Origin of the sequence: Microlunatus capsulatus (assembly GCF_017876495.1) — a bacterium.
In the GTDB taxonomy this organism is placed as follows: Bacteria; Actinomycetota; Actinomycetes; order Propionibacteriales; family Propionibacteriaceae; genus Microlunatus; species Microlunatus capsulatus.
In genome coordinates this window covers 3,551,522-3,568,950 of sequence record NZ_JAGIOB010000001.1, presented here as the reverse complement: position 1 = coordinate 3,568,950, position 17,429 = coordinate 3,551,522, and the positions used below count along the sequence as shown (strand labels likewise).

The window sequence follows — 17,429 nt, the reverse complement described above, 5'->3', positions numbered from 1 at the left end:
CGCGGGACCGCTCAGACGGTCGCGGGCTCCGCGGCCAGCCGCTCGCGGACCAGCGGGGCGACCTCGGTGGCGAAGAGCTCGATCGAGTGCATCGTCCGGGCGTGGTCGACGTGGCTGACGTGCATCTCGAACCGGTCGACGCCCAGCAGCCCGTGCAGGGCGACGATCTTGTCCGCGACCCGCTCGGGGTGGCCGAAGAACAGCGCGCCCTCGGCGCCGATCAGGCCCTCGATCTGCGCCCGCGACATCGGCGCCCAGCCCCGCTCGCGGCCGAGCTTGTCGAAGGTGGCCTTGTAGCGGGGCAGGAAGTCCGCGCGGGCAGCCCCCTCGTCGGTGGCGACGTAGCCGTGCGCGTGCACCGCCAGCGGGGTGCTGACCGGGTGCCCGCCGTGCTCCAGCGCCCGGCGGTAGAGGTCGGCGTGCGGCGCGAACGCGGCCGGCTGCCCGCCGATGACCGCCAGGGCCAGCGGCAGCCCGAGGGTGCCGGCGCGGACGATCGAGCTCGGGGTCCCGCCGACGGCGACCCAGACCGGCAGCGGCCGGCCCTCGGGCCGGGGGTGGACGACGACGCCGTCCAGCGGCGCGCGGAACCGGCCGGACCAGGTGGTCGGGCCCTCCTCGCGCAGGGCCAGCAGCAGGTCGAGCTTCTCGGCGAACAGCTCGTCGTAGTCGCCCAGGGAGTAGCCGAAGAGCGGGAAGGACTCGGTGAACGAGCCCCGGCCGGCCATCAGCTCCGCGCGGCCGCTGGAGAGCAGGTCGAGGGTGGCGAAGTTCTGGAAGGCACGCACCGGGTCCGCCGAGCTCAGCACGGTGACGGCGCTGCTCAGGTGGATGTCCTGGGTGCGGCCGGCGATGGTGGCCAGCACGACCTCGGGGGCTGACACCGCCATGTCGGGGCGGTGGTGCTCGCCGATGCCGTAGACGTCCAGGCCCAGCTGGTCGGCCAGCACGGCCTCCTCGACGACCTGCCGCAGCCGCTCGCCGGGGCTGACCGCCGGGTCGTCGATCTCGGCGAAGGTGGTGAGTCCGAACTCCATGTCTGTCTCCTCGGGGTTGGTCGCCCCAACGACGATTGAGGATTCAATTATTCCGGCACCGGCCCCGTGCCGGGCACCGCTGCGGGCCGGGTAGAACAGACACCATGACAGACGTGGCCGTGCTGGGGACCGGGACGATGGGCGGCCCGATGGCCGCGAACCTGCTGGCGGCGGGGCACGCCGTCCGGGTCTGGAACCGTTCGCCGGGCCGGACCGGAGCGCTCGTCGAGGCCGGCGCGGTGGACGCCTCCTCCCCCGCCGAGGCGGTCGCGGGGGCCGACGTCGTCCTGACCATGCTCTTCGACCTCGACGCCGCCCGGGAGGTGGCCACGGCCGCGCTCGGCAGCGCGGGGCCCGGCGCCGTCTGGCTGCAGACCGGCACCGTCGGGCCGGTCGGCACGGCCGAGCTCGCCGCCCTGGCCGCGGAGCACGGCACGGGGTTCCTCGACGCCCCGGTGCTGGGCACCCGCAAGCCGGCCGAGGACGGCACCCTGGTGGCCCTGCTCAGCGGTGACCCCGCCCTGCGGCCGCGCGTGCAGCCGGTGCTGGACGCGGTGGCCGCCCGGGTGGTCTGGGCCGGGGACACCGCCGGCGCCGCCTCCGCGCTGAAGCTGGCGGCCAACAGCTGGGTGCTGAGCCTGACGGCCGCGACGGCGCAGGCCCTCGTGCTCGCCCAGGCCCAGGGCGTCGACCCCACCCTCTTCCTGGAGGCCATCGCGGGCACCGCCACCGACAGCGCCTACGCCCAGACGAAGGGTCCGGCGATGCTGCAGGGCGCGTTCGCCCCCGCCTTCGGCCTGGACGGCGGGCTCAAGGACCTCGAGCTGATCCTGGCGGCGGTCCGGACGCAGGGCCTGCCCGACCGGCTGCTGACCGCGGTCCGCGACTGCTACGCCACGGCGTCGGCCGGCGGTCACGGCGGGGAGGACATCGCCGCCGTCGTCACCGCGCTGCGCGGGGAGGGCTGAGCGGGGACGTCGGAGCGGGCCCGGCCTCCGGGAGGACCCGGGTGCGCCCCCGGCCGGTCCCCGGGATCCCGGGCGCGCACAGGCGCGTCGGGCATCCTCGACCGGTGGACGGCGACGGGTGGAGGACGGACGGCGTGCCCTCCCCGGTCGAGCCCCCGGACCGGCCTAGGGTGGCCGCCGAGGCCCACACGGCCATCGTCCCCACCGTGTCTGGAGCAGGCGTGACCATGACGAGCGTCGGCGACCCCCTGGTCGGCCAGGTCCTCGACGGTCGCTACCAGATCACCTCCCGCCTCGCCCGCGGCGGGATGGCCACCGTCTACGAGGCCGTCGACACCCGGCTCACCCGCACCGTCGCCGTCAAGGTGATGCACGTCGGGCTGGGCGACGACGCCGAGTTCGCCCGCAAGTTCGACCGCGAGGCGCGGGCGGCGGCCCGGCTCTCCCACCCCTGCGTGGTCTCGGTCTTCGACCAGGGCCAGGCCGTCCTCGACGGCCACACGGTCCGGCCCTACATCGTCATGGAGCACGTCGGCGGCCCGACCCTGCGCGACGTCATCCTGCGCGAGGCGCCGATGGCCCCGGCCCGGGCGCTGGAGATCTTCGAGCCGGTGCTCTCCGCGCTGGCCGCCGCGCACGACGCCGGGCTGGTGCACCGCGACGTCAAGCCCGAGAACGTCCTGTTCAGCGACCGCGGCCAGGTCAAGGTCGCCGACTTCGGGCTGGCCAAGGCGGTGTCGTCGCAGACGTCGACGGCGACGCAGGGCCTGCTGATCGGGACCGTCTCCTACCTGCCCCCCGAGCTCGTCCTCTCGGGCCGCGCCGACGCCCGCTCCGACGTCTACAGCGCGGGCGTGGTGCTCTTCGAGCTGCTCACCGGCCGCAAGCCGCACACCGGCGAGACGCCCATCCAGGTCGCCTACGCCCACGTCCACAACGACGTGCCGGCGCCCTCGACGGTGAACCGCTCCGGCCGCATCCCGCCCTACCTCGACGCCCTGGTCACCGGGGCCACCGCCCGCGACGCCGACCACCGGCCGCACGACGCCCGGGTGCTGCTGACCCAGGTGCGCCGGGTCCGCGCCGCGCTGCGGGACGGCGTCGTCGACGACCCGGAGCTCACCCAGGACCTCAGCGTGCTGCGGACGCAGCCCGTGGACGCCGACGCCGAGCCGACCCAGCTCGTCAGCGCCCCGGCGCTCCCGCGCCCGGACGAGACGCTCCCCCGGGCCGACGCGCCGGCCACGGCCGGTCCGGGACCGGCCCATGCCGAGCCGGTCCGCCCCACCGCCGCCTTCGCCCCGCCGCCGGTCGTGCCGGTCGCCCCCCGCCCCTCGGCCGCCGAGCGCGCGGCGGTGCAGCGGGAGCGGCAGGCCCGCAAGCGGCGGCGCGGCTGGCTTGCCGTCCTGCTGGTGCTGCTGCTGACGACGCTGGCGCTGCTGGCCGGCTGGTACCTCACCGAGGGCCGGTTCACCACGGCGCCCGCGCTGACCCGGATGAGCCGCGCCGACGCCGAGCGGGTGGCGTCCCAGGCGGGGCTGGACCTGCGCGTCGACGAGGCCTACAGCGAGTCGGTGCCCTCGGGCGCCGTCATCTCCACCCAGCCCGGGCCCGGGGCCAAGGTCGTCGACGGCGGGCAGATCGACGCCGTCGTCTCCCGCGGTCCCGAGCGCTACCCGGTGCCCACGCTGGTCGGGCTGTCCCGCGCCGCCGCCGTGGCCGCGCTGACGAACGCCCGGCTCAGCCCCGGCGAGGTCACCGAGGAGTGGAGCGCGTCCGTCCCGGTGGGCACGGTGACCGCGGCGTCGAGCGAGCCCGGCGCCCGGGTGAAGGCCGAGACCGTCGTGGCGCTCACCGTCTCCAAGGGCCCGAAGCCGGTGAAGATCGCCGACTGGACCGGCAAGCCGGCCGACGACGCCGTGGCCGCGCTGCGCAAGGCCGGCTTCGCCGTGGCGGTCAGCACGGCGAACTCCGACGAGGTCCCCGCGGACCGGGTGCTCAGCCAGTCCCCGGCGAAGGGCAGCGGGCAGAAGGGGGACGAGGTCGAGGTCGTCCGCTCGCTCGGGCCCGTCCTGGTGACCGTGCCCAACGTCCGGGCGATGGGGGTCCGGGCGGCCGAGAAGGTCATGCGGGAGGCCGGGTTCCGGACCCGCGTGCAGGCGGCGGCCGTCAACTACATCGGCGTCGGCTTCGTCGTCTCCACCGGGCCGAAGATCCGCTCGCAGGCCCCCAAGGGCTCGACGATCACCCTCTACGTCGTCTGAGCCGACGGCGCCGCCGGGCCTAGGCTGAGCCGGTGCCGCCCCCGTCCCGGACCCGCTCCGACCTCGCCCCGCTGCTGGCCCTGCTGGCGATGACGGCGGCCTGGGGGTCCACCTTCTTCCTCATCAAGGACCTGCTGGTCCGGCTGCCCGTGGCGGACATGCTGGCGCTGCGCTTCGGGATCGGCAGCCTCGCGCTCGTGCTGCTCGCGGGCCGGCGGCTGCGGATGAGCCGCTCGACGCTGCGCTCGGGCGTCCTGCTGGGCCTGCTCTACGGCGTCGCCCAGATCCTGCAGACGGCGGGGCTGGCCCACACCTCGGCCAGCGTGTCCGGCTTCATCACCGGCCTCTACGTGGTGGCGACCCCGCTGCTGGCCGCCCTGCTGCTGCGCACCCGGGTCAGCGGCACCACCTGGGCCGCCGCGTCGCTCGCCACCGTCGGGCTCGGGGTGCTGAGCCTGAACGGCTTCGCCCTCGGCGCCGGCGAGCTGCTCACGCTGGCCTCCGCCCTGGTCTACGCGGGCCACATCATCGCCATGGGGCGGCTCTCCACCCCCGGCGAGGCGCTCCCGCTGAGCCTGGTCCAGATGGTCGTCATCACCGTGGTCTGCACGGTGGCCGCCGTCTGGCCCGGTGCCGGCGGCGCCGGCCTGCAGCTGCCGGCCACGAGCGGGGACTGGCTGGCCGTGCTCTACCTCGCCGTCGTCGCCGGGGCGCTCACGATGGTCCTGCAGACCTGGGCGCAGGCCCGGGTCGAGGCGGCCCGCGCCGCGGTGGTGATGGCCATGGAGCCGGTGTGGGCCGCGGCCTTCGCCGTCGCCCTCGGCGGGGAGCGGCTGACGCTCCGGATGGTGGCCGGGGGGATCGCTATCCTCGCCGCCATGTACCTCGTGGAGCTCGCCCCGCGGCGCCGCCGCCGGGTCCCGGTGGCCGGGCCGGCCGCCCCCGTCGACGCCGTCCGGGACCAGCCGTGAACGGGCAGGTGCTGGGCTGGGTCGTCCTCGCGGTCGTGCTCGTCGGCGTCGCCGTCGGCGTGGCGCTCCTGGTCCGCCGGCACCGCTACGTGACGAGCCTGCGCGAGCGCGGCTGGAGCTTCGAGTCGGCGCCCCGGCTCGAGTGGGTGCTCGACCACCACGCGCCGCCGTTCGGCCTCGGCCTCGAGCGCGCCGTCGACGAGGGGATCGCCGGCACCACCGCCGGCGGTGTGCCCTTCCGGGTGTTCGAGTACGCGGTGAAGGGCGGCGGACCCCGGTCCGACGCCCGGCTGGCCAGCCTGCGGCTGCCCCTGACCCTGCCCGACCTCTTCGTCAGCGCGGGGCCGGTGCGGCCCGGGGTCCGGCTGCCGGCCCTGCCCCTCGAGCCGGCGCTGCAGGTGCACGCGGCCGACCCCGGCTACGCCCGTGCGCTGCTGAGCCCCGCGGTGCTGGCCGCGCTGGCGGCGTTCGGCCAGGCCGGGTACCCGGTCGACGTCAGCGTCGACGGGGCCCAGCTGGTCGCCGTCGGCGCGCCGAAGGACCCCGACCAGCTCGCCGGCTACCTGGAGGCGCTCGCCGCCGTCGTGCTGGCCGTCGACGCGACGGCCCTCGCCCCGTGGTCCCAGCCGCCCGTGGCGCCCGGCTTCACGTTCCACGGCCGGCCCTCATGGGTGCTCGTGGGCTCCGACGACTCCGCGATCGCCCGGTTCGGGCTGACGACGGCCGGCTTCGGGCACAGCACCGAGCAGGTCGTCCGCGGCGAGGACCACGGGCTGGTGGTCGAGGGGCTGGTGCACCGCTGGAAGACCACGCGCACGGAGACCACGACCGACGGCGAGGGCCGGACCCGGACGCGGACGGTCACCGACCACCACGACGAGGTCGTCGCCGGGGTCTGGCTGCCCTTCGTCCTCCCGCAGCTGAGCATCGACGGCGGCTGGGGCGGCGAGCGGGTCAGGTTCGAGAGCGAGGAGTTCAACGACCGGTTCAAGGTCCGCTCCGCGAGTCCCAAGCTGGCCTACGACGTGATCCACCCGCGCACGATGGAGTTCCTGATGGCGGTCCGGCCGCCGGGGATCCAGTTCGAGGGCGACCTCGTGCGGTTCCTCGTCTCCTCCCACGACACCGAGACGCTCGGCTTCTGCGCCGACTTCGCCCAGGACTTCCTGGCCCGGGTGCCCTCGTTCGTGTGGGCTGACCTGGGGGTGACGCCGCCGGCCTTCCGCGCGGGGGCGTTGTCCGCCCCGGTCGCGCCGCCGCTGCCGGCCGGCCAGCCGGTGCAGGAGCTGCGGTGAGCGCCGGCTGGCTGCACGTCGTGCTGGACACGCCGGCGGTGGAGCCGACCGGCGCCTTCTGGTCGGCGGTGCTGGGCTGGCCGCTGGGTGCGCCGTGGCCCGACCACCCGGAGCTGCGCAGCTTCGTGCCGCCGGACGGCGACGCCTACGTGCACCTGCAGCAGGTGGACGGCCCGGTCGGCGCCCACCTCGACCTGGAGGTCGACGACGTCGACGCCGAGGCCGACCGGCTGGTGGGCCTGGGCGCGGCACGGGTGCGCCGGACCGCGGACTGGCTGACCCTGCGCTCCCCCGGCGGGCTGCCGCTCTGCCTGCTCACCGCCCGGCCGCGCACCCGTCCCGGGCCGGTGACCGGGCCGACCGGGACCGCGCGCCGGCTCGAGCAGGTGTGCCTGGACCTGCCGCCGCGGCTCGTCGACGCCGAGGCCGCCTTCTGGCGCGCGGTGCTGCCCTGGGACGAGGTCGTCATCGACGACCCCGAGTTCCTCGGCCGCCGGGTCCCCCCGGCCGGTCATCCGCTCCAGGTCCTGCTGCAGCGCCTCGGCGACGACGGCGACGGACCCGCGCGGGTGCACCTCGACCTCGGCGCCGACGCGCTGGCCGACGGCGTCGCGCTGGTGCAGGACCTCGGCGCCGTCCCCGTGCACGAGGGCGGCGGCTTCGTCGCCCACCGCGACCCGGCGGGTCGCCTCTTCTGCGTCACCGCCAACCGGGCCGACGTCCCCTGACCCGGCTCAGAGGCCGGCGACGGCCTCCGCGACCGGGGTGTCGCCGCTGACCAGCTCGAACTGCGCGCCGACCCCGGCGCCGGTGACCAGCAGCTCGGCGAGGACGGCGGCCACGTCCGCGCGCGGCACGGTGCCGCGGCCGGTCTCGGTCGCCACCCGCACCCGGCCGCTCGGCGGGTCGTCGGTCAGCCCGCCCGGGCGGACGACGGTCCAGTCGAGGTCGCGGCGGCGCAGGTCGGCGTCGGCCTCGCTCTTGGCGCGCTGGTAGACCTGGAAGACGTCCTCGGAGCCGGCGTCGAACTGGTCGGCGCCCATCGAGGAGACCATCACGTAGCGCCGCACCCCGGCCCGCTCGGCGGCGTCGGCCAGCAGGACGGCGCCGTCGCGGTCGACGGTGAGCTTGCGGGCGGCGCCGCTGCCCGGGCCGGAGCCGGCCGCGAAGACGACGGCGTCGGCCCCCGCCAGGGCGGCCGCGACGGCCTCGACGTCGCTGTGCTCGAGGTCGAGGACGGCCGGCTCCGCCCCCGCCGCCGTCAGGTCGCCGGCCTGGGCCGGGTCGCGGATCAGCCCGACGGGGTGGTGGCCGGCGTCGGCCAGCAGCCGGGCGGCGAGCAGGGCGATCTGGCCGTGACCACCGGCGATGACGACGCGCATCTGCTGCTCCTCAGAACTCGTGGACGTGGCCGCCGCGCAGGTCGACGACCCGCGTGCCGGTCATGGCGTCGACCCGGCCGGAGATCAGCCCGCGGCCCCGGTCGTTGAGCAGCTCGTCGTGGATGGGGAAGCCCTCGAGGGCGCCGACGGCGCGCACCCAGTCGACGGTCTCCTTGAGCGCGCCCCACGGCCCGTAGGCGGGCACGGCGACGATGTCGACCCCGCCCGGGGCGGTCTCGTAGGAGTCGCCGGGGTGGAAGAACGTCGGCTCGCCCTCCGACCGGAGCACGAACCCGACGTTGCCGATCCGCGGGATGTCGCGGTGGATGACGGCGTGCTGGCCGCCGACGGCGGTGATCAGCAGGTCGCCGACGGCCGTCTGCTCCTCCGGCGCCAGCGCGGCCGCCTCGCCGAGCGGCGGCAGGTCGCCGGACTGCACCTGCTGCAGGACCGACGGCTCCAGCAGCACCCGGGCGGAGGGGTTGGCGCCCAGCAGGGCGGGCAGCCGCTCGGGGTCCAGGTGGTCCGGGTGGCCGTGGGTGACCAGGACGGCGTCCAGGTCGGTCAGGCCGTGCCAGTCGGACGAGAGGTTGCCGGGGTCGATCAGGACACGGGCGCCGGCGGTCTCGACGAGGACGGCGGCGTGGCCGAGGTGGGCGATGCGCATGGCGCCAACCTAGTGCAGCGCCCCGCGCCGGAACCCGGTGGCGTCGTCGGCCTCAGGCCCGGCACACTGCGGCGGTGAGCGACCACCTCCCCGCCCCGTCCGCCGCGCTCCTGTGCCGGGCCGCCCAGCAGCTGTCGACCCTGGCCGACCTCCAGCGCACCGCGCTGCTCGGCGCGGTGCTGCGGCTGGCCGGGGCCGGGCCGGGCTGCGCCGTGACAGCGCTGGCGGACGACCTGGGCACCGACCTGCGGACGACGACGCGGCACCTCGCGGCCCTGGAGGCGGCCGGGCTGGTGGCGGTGCAGGAGCACCGCGTGCGGCCCCGGCTGGAGGCGCTCGAGGAGACCGCGGCCGCCCTGCTGGCCGCGCTGCCCGTGACCGCCCTGCTGGCGCAGGAGCCCTCCCTGGACCGGCTGTTCCGGCACGGCCGGCTGACCGGGCTGCCGGTGCTGGCGCGGGTGGAGGAACGGGCCCGGCTGGCCGACCTGCTCGTCCGGCTGCTGCCCGCCGGCCGGCCGCTGGCCGAGACCGAGGTCAACGGCGTGCTGGCCACGGTGGCCGACGACGTGGCCGCCGTCCGCCGCTTCCTCGTCGAGGAGTGCCGGCTGACGCGCGGCGCCGGCCGGGACTACCGCCGCGTCGACAGCGGCGCCTAGCGGACCCCCGTCAGCCCGCGAGCAGCGCGCCGAGCACCTTCCCGGCGGCGGCGCACTCCTCGGCGCTGACGTCGAGGTGGGTGACGACGCGCACCATCCGCGGTCCGAGCGCCGAGACGAGCACGCCCTGCTCGGCGGCCGCGGCGGCGACCAGGGCGGCGGGACGGTCGCCCGTCGAGAGCACGACGATGTTGGTCTCCAGGGCGTCGACGTCGACCGCGGCGGGGGCGTGCTCGGCGACGGCCTCGGCCAGCGTGCGCGCGGCCGCGTGGTCCTCGGCCAGCCGCTCGACGTGGTGGTCGAGGGCGTGCAGGGCGCCGGCCGCGAGCATCCCGGCCTGGCGCCAGCCGCCGCCCAGCCGCTTGCGCTGGACCCGGGCGCGGGCGATGTTCTCGGCGCTGCCGACCAGCACCGAGCCGACCGGGGCGCCGAGGCCCTTGGAGAAGCAGACGCTGACGGTGTCGAAGAGCCGCCCGTAGACCTCCAGCGGGACGCCGGTGGCCACGTGCGCGTTCCAGAGCCGGGCGCCGTCGAGGTGGTAGCCGAGCCGGTGCTCGCGGCACAGGGCGCCGACGGCCTCCAGCTGCTCCAGCGGCTGGACGGTGCCGCCGCCGAAGTTGTGCGTGTTCTCGACGGCGACGGCCGCGGTGGAGACGAGGTACGGGCCGGCGGACGGGGAGATGACCTCGGCCACCCGCTCGACCTCCAGCCGGCCGTGGTCGGAGGGCCAGGTCCGCATGGTCAGGCCGTGGACGGCGGCGTGCGCGCCCATCTCGGCGCGGGCCACGTGCGCGCCGACGTCGCAGAGCACCTCCTGGCCCGGCTCGACGAGCATCCGGACGCCCAGCAGGTTCGCCAGCGAGCCGGTCGCGCAGTAGAGCCCGGCCTCCTGCCCCAGCAGGGTCGCCGTCCGCCGCTCCAGCTCGAGGACCGTCGGGTCCTCCCCGTACACGTCGTCGCCGACGGGGGCGTCCGCCATCGCGGCGCGCATGGCGGGGGTCGGGCGGGTGACGGTGTCGGAGCGGAGGTCGATCACCGTGCCTTTCTACCCGGCCGCGCCCGGCCCGGCCGGCCCCGCCCGCCAGGTGGGCGGCGGCGCTCAGAGGGCGAGGGTCACGGTGTTGCTCCAGAGCGGCTGGCCGGACGGCGTGCTGGCCGGGTCGGTGCGGGAGTCGGCGGCCGAGACGGCCACCAGCGCCTGCCCGAGGGAGTTGCGCAGCAGCGTGTCCACGACCACGGGCCCGACGAGCGCGTCGACGGAGCCGTCCGGTCGCGACCCCGTGAAGAACCGGCGGCTGTCCTGCAGCCGGACCGCGTCGACGAGCCGGACCGCGACCCCGGCGGCGTCGGCCGGCAGGCGCGGCAGGAACCCCGTCCCGGTGACGCGCACCATCAGCCCCTCGGCCGTCGGCTCCGCCCGCGCGGTGATCGTCGGCGGCACCGGGCGTGGTGCGGGCGGCGGGGGCGGCGGCGCGGGCGCGGGCGGTGCCGTCACCCGGAGCGCGAACGACCGCTCCCGGCGGACGAACCCGCCGGGCCCCACGCCGTCGCGCCGGACCACCAGCTGCCAGTCCCCCGGTCCCAGCTGCGACAGACCGGGGAGGTCACCGCCCGCGCCGAGGGCGTTCGGGCTGGGCCCGAAGCCGCGTCCGCCCTGCACGGGGAACAGCCGGGTGGACAGGACGAGTCCGTCCTGCGCCGACACCCGGACGCGGAGCTGCAGGGGCGCCTCGCCCGGACCGCTGAGCAGCTCCGCCTCGAGCCGGATCTCCGGCAGCAGGCGGGCCCTGGCCAGCATCGCCGCCAACGACGGCCGCTGCTCCGGCAGCAGGACCGGGGCCATGATCCGGCCGGCCCGGGCCAACCGGACGGCCGGCGGTCCGCCGAGGCCGTCGGAGTCGACGGGGATGCCCAGCTGCTCGCCGAGGCTGCGCAGGCCCTCAGGCATCGCCCCTCACCGGCGCTCCTGTGGTGATCGGGACCCAGGTCGCGCTCCCCGCGCCGACGACGCGCGCGGCCCCGACGCCGAGGCAGAGCCACAGCGTCACCTCGCCGTCGACGCGCTCGGTGATGCGGCCGTGGCCGCCGGTCACGTGGGTCACGAACAGCTCGCCCGCGACGCCGTCGCGGGGCAGGTGCACCTCGGCCTCGCTGGTCTGCACGTGCACCTCGACGTGCGCGTCGTGCAGCCGGACGCCGCCGGGGTAGTCGCCGCCGAAGTTCACCGTCAGCCCGTCGCCCCCGTCGTGGACGAGCGCGCGGCGGAAGCCCGTCGGGTCGGTGCGCCGGTCGCGGGAGTCGAGGATCAGGTCGTGGCCGGTCACGGCCAGCACGGGGGCGTCGACCGCCACCCAGCTGCCGTCCGAGCCCTGGTCGAGCAGGACGTCCGTCGCCATGGGAGTGCCTTCCGTCGTGGGGTGTCGACGGAGAGGACCCGCGAGCGGGCCTGCTGATACCCGGTGGGGCCGGGGCCCGGGCGGCGCCCGGCCCGCGGCTCAGACCGGGACGGCGGGGAAGGCCTGGACGGCCTTGGCCCGGCGGATCCGGCCGGTGGTGAGCCGCTCGGCCACCAGGAACGCGAGCTCCAGGGACTGGTTGCGGTTGAGCCGGGGGTCGCAGAGCGTCTCGTACCGGTTCACCAGGTCGGCCTCGACGAGGTCGTCGCTTCCGCCGACGCACTCGGTGACGTCGTCACCGGTGAGCTCGACGTGCACGCCGCCCGGCCAGGTGCCCAGCTCCTCGTGGACGTCGAAGAAGCCGTTGAGCTCCTCGACGACGTCGGAGAACGCCCGGGTCTTGTAGCCGTTGCGGGCCTCGAAGGTGTTGCCGTGCATCGGGTCGCAGACCCAGGCCACCTGGCGACCGCTGGCCGTCACCTTGGCGACGACCTCGGGCAGCACCTCCCGCACCTTGCCCGCACCCATCCGGGTGATGAAGGTGATCCGGCCGGGCTCGTGGTCGGGGTCGAGCCGGTCGGCCAGCTCCAGCGCGGTGTCGGCCGTCGTCGTCGGGCCGAGCTTGACCCCCAGCGGGTTGCGGATGTGCCGCATCAGCTCGACGTGGGCGCCGTCCAGCTGGCGGGTGCGCTCCCCGATCCACAGGAAGTGGCCGGAGGTGCCGTAGGGCTGCCGGGTGCGGGAGTCGATCCGGGTCAGCGCGTGCTCGTACTCCATGACCAGCGCCTCGTGGCTGGAGTAGAAGTCGACGGTGCGGAAGGCGTCGTCGTCGATGCCGCAGGCCACCATGAAGGCCAGCGCGCGGTCGATCTCGTCGGCCAGGTTCTGGTACTGGACTCCCGCGCCGGAGCTGAGGACGAAGTTGGCGTTCCAGCTGTGCACCCGGCGCAGGTGGGCGAAGCCGCCGGTGACGAAGGCGCGGGTGAGGTTCAGCGTCGCCGAGGAGGCGTTGTAGACCCCGAGCAGCCGCTGCGGGTCCGGCTCGCGCGACTCGGGGCTGAAGGCGAAGCCGTTGACGGCGTCACCGCGGTAGGCCGGCAGGCTGACGCCGTCGCGGGTCTCGGTGCCGGAGCTGCGCGGCTTGGCGTACTGGCCGGCCATCCGGCCGACCTTGACGATCGGCACCTGCGCGGCGTAGGTCAGCACGACGGCCATGGAGAGCAGCGTGCGCAGCTTGTTCTGGATGTTGTCGGCCGTCACGCCCTCGAAGGTCTCGGCGCAGTCGCCGCCCTGCAGCAGGAAGGCCTCCCCCGCCGCGACGCTGGCCATCTTGGTGCGCAGGTCGTCGCACTCGCCGGCGAAGACCAGCGGGGGCAGCGTGCGCAGCTTGGCGATGACGTCGGCGAGCGCGCCCTCGTCGGCATAGGTCGGCTGCTGGAGCGGGTTCAGAGCATGCAGCTCGTCCAGCGAGGGGACCGGGGACGCATCGAGCATCCGCACACTCTAGACGCCGGGGGCGGGACCGGCTCGCCTTTGTCAGGGGGTGGGCGCCCAGGCGGCCGGGCGCTGGTCACGGCCGGCACCGGCCCCTTCCGGGGCCGACCACAGCGCGCGGTCGAACCAGCCCCAGAACTCGGCGACGTCCTCCACCCCGAGGCCGCGGCGGAGCGCCGGCTCGCTGAGGAAGACCTCGCGCGCCGTCCGGGCCAGCCAGACCCGCAGCCCGGCCGCGTCGGCCACCAGCCGCGTCTGCACGGCCGCGCGGCAGCGGACCCGGAGCGCGGGCAGGTCCTGCGGCGGGGTCGTCCCCGGCGCCGGGACGAGCGGGCACCGGACGCCCTCGTCCGCGGCGTAGAGGCGGACGAGGTCGGTCCGCAGGTCGTCGTCATCCACCGCTCGGCCCTCCGCCGGCCGCGGTGCCGAGCGGACCGGCGAGCGGGGCCGACATGACGTATCGGCGCTCGTGGGCGATCCGGCCGTGCCGACCCCGCTCGTAGACGACCACCCGGGCCCGGGTCGGCGGGCCGGCCCCGTCGGGGGCGAGCCGGTCCTCCACCGCGCAGCTGTGGCCGTCGTCGGTGACGGTGCAGATCCGGGGCCGGGCCGGTGCCCCGGGCAGCGCCGGCGCGGCGTGCAGCCGGCGGAGCTCCTCGCGCCCCGTCAGCACCTCCACGCCGCGGTCGAGGACGACGACCACCGCGTCGTCCTCGTAGGTGTCGAGGACGTCGTCCACCTCGCCGCCCTCGAGCGCCCAGCGGTGCTCCCGCAGGAAGAGCGGCAGGTCCGGCTCCTGCGCCGGCGGCTCGGGCAGCTGCGGGAGGTGCGGCTCGGCCGGCGGCCGCAGGGGCCCGCCGTGGTAGATCCGCACGCCGGTGAGCCGGTGCTGCTCGTCCCACTCGGCGACGACCGCCGCGCCGAGCTCCTGCCGCCCGCCGTCGGCCGCCGGGTCGAGCATCACCTCCTCCACCGAGCGGAGCGCCGTCGCCGTGGTGGCCAGCGGGCGGGTGGCGGCGTCGACGAGGGCGAGCCAGTCCCGGGTCCGGCGGACGTACTCCTGGAAGGCCTCGGGACCCTGCACCGCGCCGGCGCGCGGGTCGTCCAGCCGGGGCGGCACCGCCCAGGACGCGAGCAGCACGTCGGGCGGCAGGTCGACGAGGCCCTGGTAGAAGGGCACCATCTGCCAGGCGTCGTCGTAGCGGTCGAGCCCCGCGGGCAGCAGGGCGTCCGGGAACCAGGACATCGGCGTCTCTCTCTCGGGTCGCGGCGACGCGGCTGCGCCGGCTCGCTGGCTGCGGCCACGGGGCGCCGGTCAGGGGGTCGCGCGGCGCCCCGCAGCCGCAGGGTCGACGGGTCCGGACCGCAGCCGGGCGGGTCGACGGGGACGCTCCCCACGCCCCGGACCACGCCCTGCGGTGGAGCCGTCACCCTGGAGACGCCCCGGACGGTCCGGCATGACGCGGGCCGGGTGCAGCAGTCCGGCGAGCGCGCCGCGGGCCGGGCCCGGGAGCCGCTCGTGCGGGGCGTCCTGCCCGCGTCATCCGCCGGGTGCGGAGGCGTCCGGCCCCCCGAGCACGCCCGGACGACGGGCGGACGGCGCTCTCAGGGGCCGGGGCGCAGCCCCCGCTGGGCCATGTCGTAGGTGGCCAGCACCTCGACGAGGAACTCCGAGGCCGCCGACGCGACGTCGCCGAGCTCCTCGCGCCGGGTGGTGCTGATGACCTCGAGCAGCACCTCGTGGTGGACCTGCGCGAGGTCGAGGATGCTCAGCCCGTCCACCACCGCCGCCCGGCCGATCTCGTAGCCGGCGCGCAGCGGAGCCTCCTCGCGGCGGGGCAGGTAGCGCAGGAAGGCCGCGCGGTAGTCGCGCCGGAGGTCGTCGAGACCCGTCATCGACGCTGCGCGGAGCGCGCCCGCGCCGCGGTGGAGGGCTGGCCGCCCGCGCCGCCCAGGTAGGCCAGGCCCTCCTCCAGGTCGAGCGCGGTGTGCACGCTCCCGGTGTCCATCCCGAGCGTCACCATCGTGAAGGCCACCTCCGGCTGGATCCCGACGATCACCGTCGCCGCCCCCCGCAGCCGGGCCATCTCCGCGATGTCGCGGAGGGTCCGGGAGCCGAAGGAGTCCAGCACGTCCAGGGCCGCGACGTCGATGACGACCCCGCGGGCCCGGTGCTCCCCGATCTGGTGGACGAGGTCCTGCTGGAACCGCACCATCTGGGTGTCGTCCAGGGCGGTGTGGATGGAGGCGATCAGCTGGGAGCCCTGGCGCAGGATCGAGACCAGGGCCGGCCCGGTGTCGGTCACGGCGAGCCGTCCGCGCGGGTCACGGTGAAGCCGAGCAGCCGCTCCGCCTCCTCGAGCCCGCCCTGCAGGTCCCCGATCGTGTTCATCTTGCTGAGGTCGACGCCGATGGTGACCAGGGTCTGCGCGATCTCGGGCGACAGGCCGGTGATGATGACGCTGGCGCCCATCAGCCGGGAGGCGTCCACGGTGCGCACCAGGTGGTTGGCGACCGCCTCGTCCACGTCCGGGGCGCCGGTGATGTCGATGACGACGACCTTCGCCCGGTGGGTGCGGATGCCCCGCAGCAGCTGCTCGGTCAGCTGGCGGGCGCGCTCGGTGTCGAGCACCCCGATGATCGGCAGGATCAGCAGCCGCTCGCGGACCGGCAGCACCGGCGTCGAGAGCTCCCGGATCGAGTCCTGCTGCTGGCGGATCACCCGCTCGCGCTCGTCGACGAAGCTCACCGCCACGGTGTTGGCGATCCGGTTGGCGGCGGGCTCGTAGGCGTCCAGGACGCGGTTGAGCAGGTCGAAGTCGTCCTGGTACTTCTCGAACAGCGAGCGGGCCAGCACGTCGCGCAGCAGGAGCACGATGCCGACGACCTCGTGGGTCTCGACGCCGCGCGGGATGATCCGCTCCGAGAGGTCGCGCGCGTAGTGCTGCAGGGCCTCGACGCTGCCGGTCTCGAGCACCTCGACGTAGTTGTCGTAGACCGAGGTGGTCTCCGCCCCGACCTCCTGCGGCGTCATCGAGCTCAGCAGGTGGGAGTCCTGGATGCGGCCCGACCACTCCTGCCGGAGCCGGCTGCGGTGCTCGCGCAGGTGCGCGACCAGCTGGGGCAGCAGCTGCTCCTCGTCCTCCCGGTCGAGGGCCGCGAACTCCACCGCTCCGGTGTCCGACTCGTTCATGCGGTCCCTTCCTTCTTCCACTTGGTCATGGTCACCGTGGTGCCGCGGTCGACCTCGGAGACGACGGCGAACTCGTCCATCAGCCGGCGGGCGCCGGGCAGTCCGAGGCCGAGCCCGTGGTAGGTGCTGTAGCCGTCGGCGAGCGCCCGCTCGACGTCGGCGATGCCGGGCCCGACGTCACGGGCCGTCACCCGCACCCCCGGCCGCGGCTGCTCCAGGAGCTCTACCACGACCTCGCCCCGGCCGGCGAAGCGCACGATGTTGCGGGCGATCTCCGAGACCGCGGTCGCGACGAGGGTGAGGTCGGTGCGGGAGAACCCGATGCGGGCGGCCAGCTCGCGCGCCGCCCGGCGGGCCGCGACGATGTCCGGGTCGGCCTCGATGCGGACGGTCACGACCGTCCCGGCGTCCGGCGAGCGCTCCAGCAGCGGCTCGCTCAGACCGGCGCAGAAGACGCACTCCAGCAGGTGGCGCGCGGCATCCAGCTCGCGCTGGCGCCGCCGGTCGCCGAGGGAGAGCGCGAACAGCACCGGGCGGCAGCGCCCGGTCGGCGGCTCCTCGTCCTGCAGCTGCAGCAGGTACTCCACCCGCAGCCTCGCGCGGCTGCGGTTCAGCTGGGCCGCGACGGCCCCGGCCGAGAGCCCCAGCTCGGAGCCGAGGGAACGGGTGTCCTGGCCGGCCACCTCGTGGGCCAGCAGGGTGCGCCGCTCGCGCTCGCTCAGCCGGTCCAGGGCGGCGGCGACGGCGCCCCGCTCCTCCTCGCGCAGCAGGTCGGCGTCGGGGGCCTCCACCGGCACCAGGTCGACGACCCGGTGCACGTTGCGGCGGTGCCGGTCCCGCTCCTTCCACATCGAGGCGACGACGTTGCGGGCCGTGACGATGGCGTACGGCTCGAGCATCCCGGGCTCCACGCGGTCGGCGGCGGCGAGCACCCGGACCAGGGTCTCCTGGACGAGGTCCTCGGCCGCGGCCTTGTCCTGCACCCGGGCGTGGACGATCCGTCGGACCAGCGGGAGCAGCGCCGCGACGCCCGGACCCTCGTCGGGGCCGGGCAGCGCCTCGAGCACCTCCGTCGCCCCCATGGCCGCACCCTACGGCCAGCGTCG

At 76.0% G+C, this 17,429-nt stretch carries 19 protein-coding genes and 1 pseudogene; 7 read left to right on the top strand and 13 right to left on the bottom strand.

What is annotated here, in order from left to right; genetic code table 11:
- Window positions 1–11 precede the first annotated feature (11 nt).
- Window positions 12–1,037: an LLM class flavin-dependent oxidoreductase gene (locus JOF54_RS16570; RefSeq protein WP_210057821.1), complete on the bottom strand. Its 1,026-nt coding sequence runs from the start codon at window positions 1,035–1,037 to the stop codon at window positions 12–14.
- A 104-nt stretch (window positions 1,038–1,141) separates the two neighbouring features.
- Here JOF54_RS16570 and JOF54_RS16565 point away from each other — a divergent pair, with 104 nt between their 5' ends.
- The 6 genes and pseudogenes from JOF54_RS16565 (at window position 1,142) to JOF54_RS16545 (ending at window position 7,263) form a co-directional block, all read left to right on the top strand.
- Window positions 1,142–2,005 carry an NAD(P)-dependent oxidoreductase gene (locus JOF54_RS16565; RefSeq protein WP_210057819.1) on the top strand — a complete coding sequence of 288 codons (864 nt, stop codon included), beginning with the start codon at window positions 1,142–1,144 and terminating at the stop codon, window positions 2,003–2,005.
- A 227-nt stretch (window positions 2,006–2,232) separates the two neighbouring features.
- Window positions 2,233–4,047 (top strand): annotated as a pseudogene (pknB, locus tag JOF54_RS16560) (Stk1 family PASTA domain-containing Ser/Thr kinase); the annotation flags it as partial.
- Between the two features lie 33 nt (window positions 4,048–4,080).
- The gene (locus tag JOF54_RS22170; RefSeq protein ID WP_425560657.1) at window positions 4,081–4,269 is read left to right on the top strand and encodes a PASTA domain-containing protein; all 189 of its coding nucleotides are present in this window, start codon (window positions 4,081–4,083) and stop codon (window positions 4,267–4,269) included.
- Window positions 4,270–4,301: 32 nt separating this feature from the next.
- Window positions 4,302–5,240 (top strand): DMT family transporter, encoded by a 939-nt coding sequence (locus JOF54_RS16555; protein WP_307804287.1) that lies wholly within the window; start codon window positions 4,302–4,304, stop codon window positions 5,238–5,240.
- On the top strand, window positions 5,237–6,535 hold the full coding sequence (locus tag JOF54_RS16550) for a hypothetical protein (protein ID WP_210057816.1): 1,299 nt from the start codon (window positions 5,237–5,239) through the stop codon (window positions 6,533–6,535). Before JOF54_RS16555 ends, JOF54_RS16550 begins: the two co-directional genes overlap by 4 nt.
- Window positions 6,532–7,263 carry a VOC family protein gene (locus JOF54_RS16545; protein ID WP_210057813.1) on the top strand — a complete coding sequence of 244 codons (732 nt, stop codon included), beginning with the start codon at window positions 6,532–6,534 and terminating at the stop codon, window positions 7,261–7,263. The genes JOF54_RS16550 and JOF54_RS16545 overlap by 4 nt, the downstream gene beginning before the upstream one ends.
- A 6-nt stretch (window positions 7,264–7,269) precedes the next feature.
- Here JOF54_RS16545 and JOF54_RS16540 read toward each other — a convergent pair whose 3' ends face one another.
- Window positions 7,270–7,917, bottom strand: a complete 648-nt coding sequence (locus JOF54_RS16540; protein ID WP_210057811.1) for an SDR family oxidoreductase — start codon at window positions 7,915–7,917, stop codon at window positions 7,270–7,272.
- 10 nt (window positions 7,918–7,927) lie between these two features.
- A complete protein-coding gene (locus JOF54_RS16535; protein WP_210057809.1) occupies window positions 7,928–8,584 on the bottom strand; it encodes an MBL fold metallo-hydrolase in 657 nt (218 codons plus the stop codon).
- Window positions 8,585–8,658: 74 nt separating this feature from the next.
- Between JOF54_RS16535 and JOF54_RS22010 the strand changes: the two genes are divergently transcribed.
- Window positions 8,659–9,240 (top strand): DUF2087 domain-containing protein, encoded by a 582-nt coding sequence (locus JOF54_RS22010; protein WP_210057806.1) that lies wholly within the window; start codon window positions 8,659–8,661, stop codon window positions 9,238–9,240.
- Window positions 9,241–9,250: 10 nt separating this feature from the next.
- Here JOF54_RS22010 and JOF54_RS16525 read toward each other — a convergent pair whose 3' ends face one another.
- The 10 genes from JOF54_RS16525 to JOF54_RS16480 form a co-directional block, all read right to left on the bottom strand.
- Entirely contained in the window at window positions 9,251–10,276 is a 1,026-nt protein-coding gene (locus JOF54_RS16525) for a threonine aldolase family protein (protein ID WP_210057803.1), read from the bottom strand.
- A gap of 63 nt (window positions 10,277–10,339) precedes the next feature.
- On the bottom strand, window positions 10,340–11,188 hold the full coding sequence (locus JOF54_RS16520) for a hypothetical protein (RefSeq protein WP_210057802.1): 849 nt from the start codon (window positions 11,186–11,188) through the stop codon (window positions 10,340–10,342).
- Window positions 11,181–11,636 carry a hypothetical protein gene (locus JOF54_RS16515; RefSeq protein WP_210057800.1) on the bottom strand — a complete coding sequence of 152 codons (456 nt, stop codon included), beginning with the start codon at window positions 11,634–11,636 and terminating at the stop codon, window positions 11,181–11,183. Before JOF54_RS16515 ends, JOF54_RS16520 begins: the two co-directional genes overlap by 8 nt.
- A 99-nt stretch (window positions 11,637–11,735) precedes the next feature.
- The gene (locus JOF54_RS16510) at window positions 11,736–13,130 is read right to left on the bottom strand and encodes a class II 3-deoxy-7-phosphoheptulonate synthase (RefSeq protein ID WP_210057798.1); all 1,395 of its coding nucleotides are present in this window, start codon (window positions 13,128–13,130) and stop codon (window positions 11,736–11,738) included.
- 42 nt (window positions 13,131–13,172) lie between these two features.
- The gene (locus tag JOF54_RS16505; RefSeq protein WP_210057796.1) at window positions 13,173–13,529 is read right to left on the bottom strand and encodes a hypothetical protein; all 357 of its coding nucleotides are present in this window, start codon (window positions 13,527–13,529) and stop codon (window positions 13,173–13,175) included.
- On the bottom strand, window positions 13,522–14,376 hold the full coding sequence (locus tag JOF54_RS16500) for a nuclear transport factor 2-like protein (RefSeq protein WP_210057794.1): 855 nt from the start codon (window positions 14,374–14,376) through the stop codon (window positions 13,522–13,524). The genes JOF54_RS16505 and JOF54_RS16500 overlap by 8 nt, the downstream gene beginning before the upstream one ends.
- Before the next feature lie 359 nt (window positions 14,377–14,735).
- Window positions 14,736–15,026 (bottom strand): phosphatase RsbU N-terminal domain-containing protein, encoded by a 291-nt coding sequence (locus JOF54_RS16495; RefSeq protein ID WP_210057792.1) that lies wholly within the window; start codon window positions 15,024–15,026, stop codon window positions 14,736–14,738.
- Window positions 15,023–15,436, bottom strand: a complete 414-nt coding sequence (locus JOF54_RS16490) for an STAS domain-containing protein (protein WP_210057789.1) — start codon at window positions 15,434–15,436, stop codon at window positions 15,023–15,025. Before JOF54_RS16490 ends, JOF54_RS16495 begins: the two co-directional genes overlap by 4 nt.
- A complete protein-coding gene (locus tag JOF54_RS16485; RefSeq protein ID WP_210057787.1) occupies window positions 15,433–16,323 on the bottom strand; it encodes an STAS domain-containing protein in 891 nt (296 codons plus the stop codon). The genes JOF54_RS16490 and JOF54_RS16485 overlap by 4 nt, the downstream gene beginning before the upstream one ends.
- The gene (locus tag JOF54_RS16480; RefSeq protein WP_210057785.1) at window positions 16,320–17,405 is read right to left on the bottom strand and encodes a sigma-70 family RNA polymerase sigma factor; all 1,086 of its coding nucleotides are present in this window, start codon (window positions 17,403–17,405) and stop codon (window positions 16,320–16,322) included. The genes JOF54_RS16485 and JOF54_RS16480 overlap by 4 nt, the downstream gene beginning before the upstream one ends.
- Window positions 17,406–17,429: the final 24 nt, after the last annotated feature.

Bases quoted from the DNA above. Each gene is read 5' to 3' on its own strand.
- JOF54_RS16540 (WP_210057811.1), bottom strand. From the start codon at position 7,917: ATGCGCGTCGTCATCGCCGGTGGTCACGGCCAGATCGCCCTGCTCGCC.
- JOF54_RS16510 (WP_210057798.1), bottom strand. From the start codon at position 13,130: ATGCTCGATGCGTCCCCGGTCCCCTCGCTGGACGAGCTGCATGCTCTG.
- JOF54_RS16485 (WP_210057787.1), bottom strand. From the start codon at position 16,323: ATGAACGAGTCGGACACCGGAGCGGTGGAGTTCGCGGCCCTCGACCGG.
- JOF54_RS16520 (WP_210057802.1), bottom strand. From the start codon at position 11,188: ATGCCTGAGGGCCTGCGCAGCCTCGGCGAGCAGCTGGGCATCCCCGTC.
- JOF54_RS16495 (WP_210057792.1), bottom strand. From the start codon at position 15,026: ATGACGGGTCTCGACGACCTCCGGCGCGACTACCGCGCGGCCTTCCTG.
- JOF54_RS16565 (WP_210057819.1), top strand. From the start codon at position 1,142: ATGACAGACGTGGCCGTGCTGGGGACCGGGACGATGGGCGGCCCGATG.
- JOF54_RS16500 (WP_210057794.1), bottom strand. From the start codon at position 14,376: ATGTCCTGGTTCCCGGACGCCCTGCTGCCCGCGGGGCTCGACCGCTAC.
- JOF54_RS16570 (WP_210057821.1), bottom strand. From the start codon at position 1,037: ATGGAGTTCGGACTCACCACCTTCGCCGAGATCGACGACCCGGCGGTC.
- JOF54_RS16480 (WP_210057785.1), bottom strand. From the start codon at position 17,405: ATGGGGGCGACGGAGGTGCTCGAGGCGCTGCCCGGCCCCGACGAGGGT.
- JOF54_RS16535 (WP_210057809.1), bottom strand. From the start codon at position 8,584: ATGCGCATCGCCCACCTCGGCCACGCCGCCGTCCTCGTCGAGACCGCC.
- JOF54_RS16515 (WP_210057800.1), bottom strand. From the start codon at position 11,636: ATGGCGACGGACGTCCTGCTCGACCAGGGCTCGGACGGCAGCTGGGTG.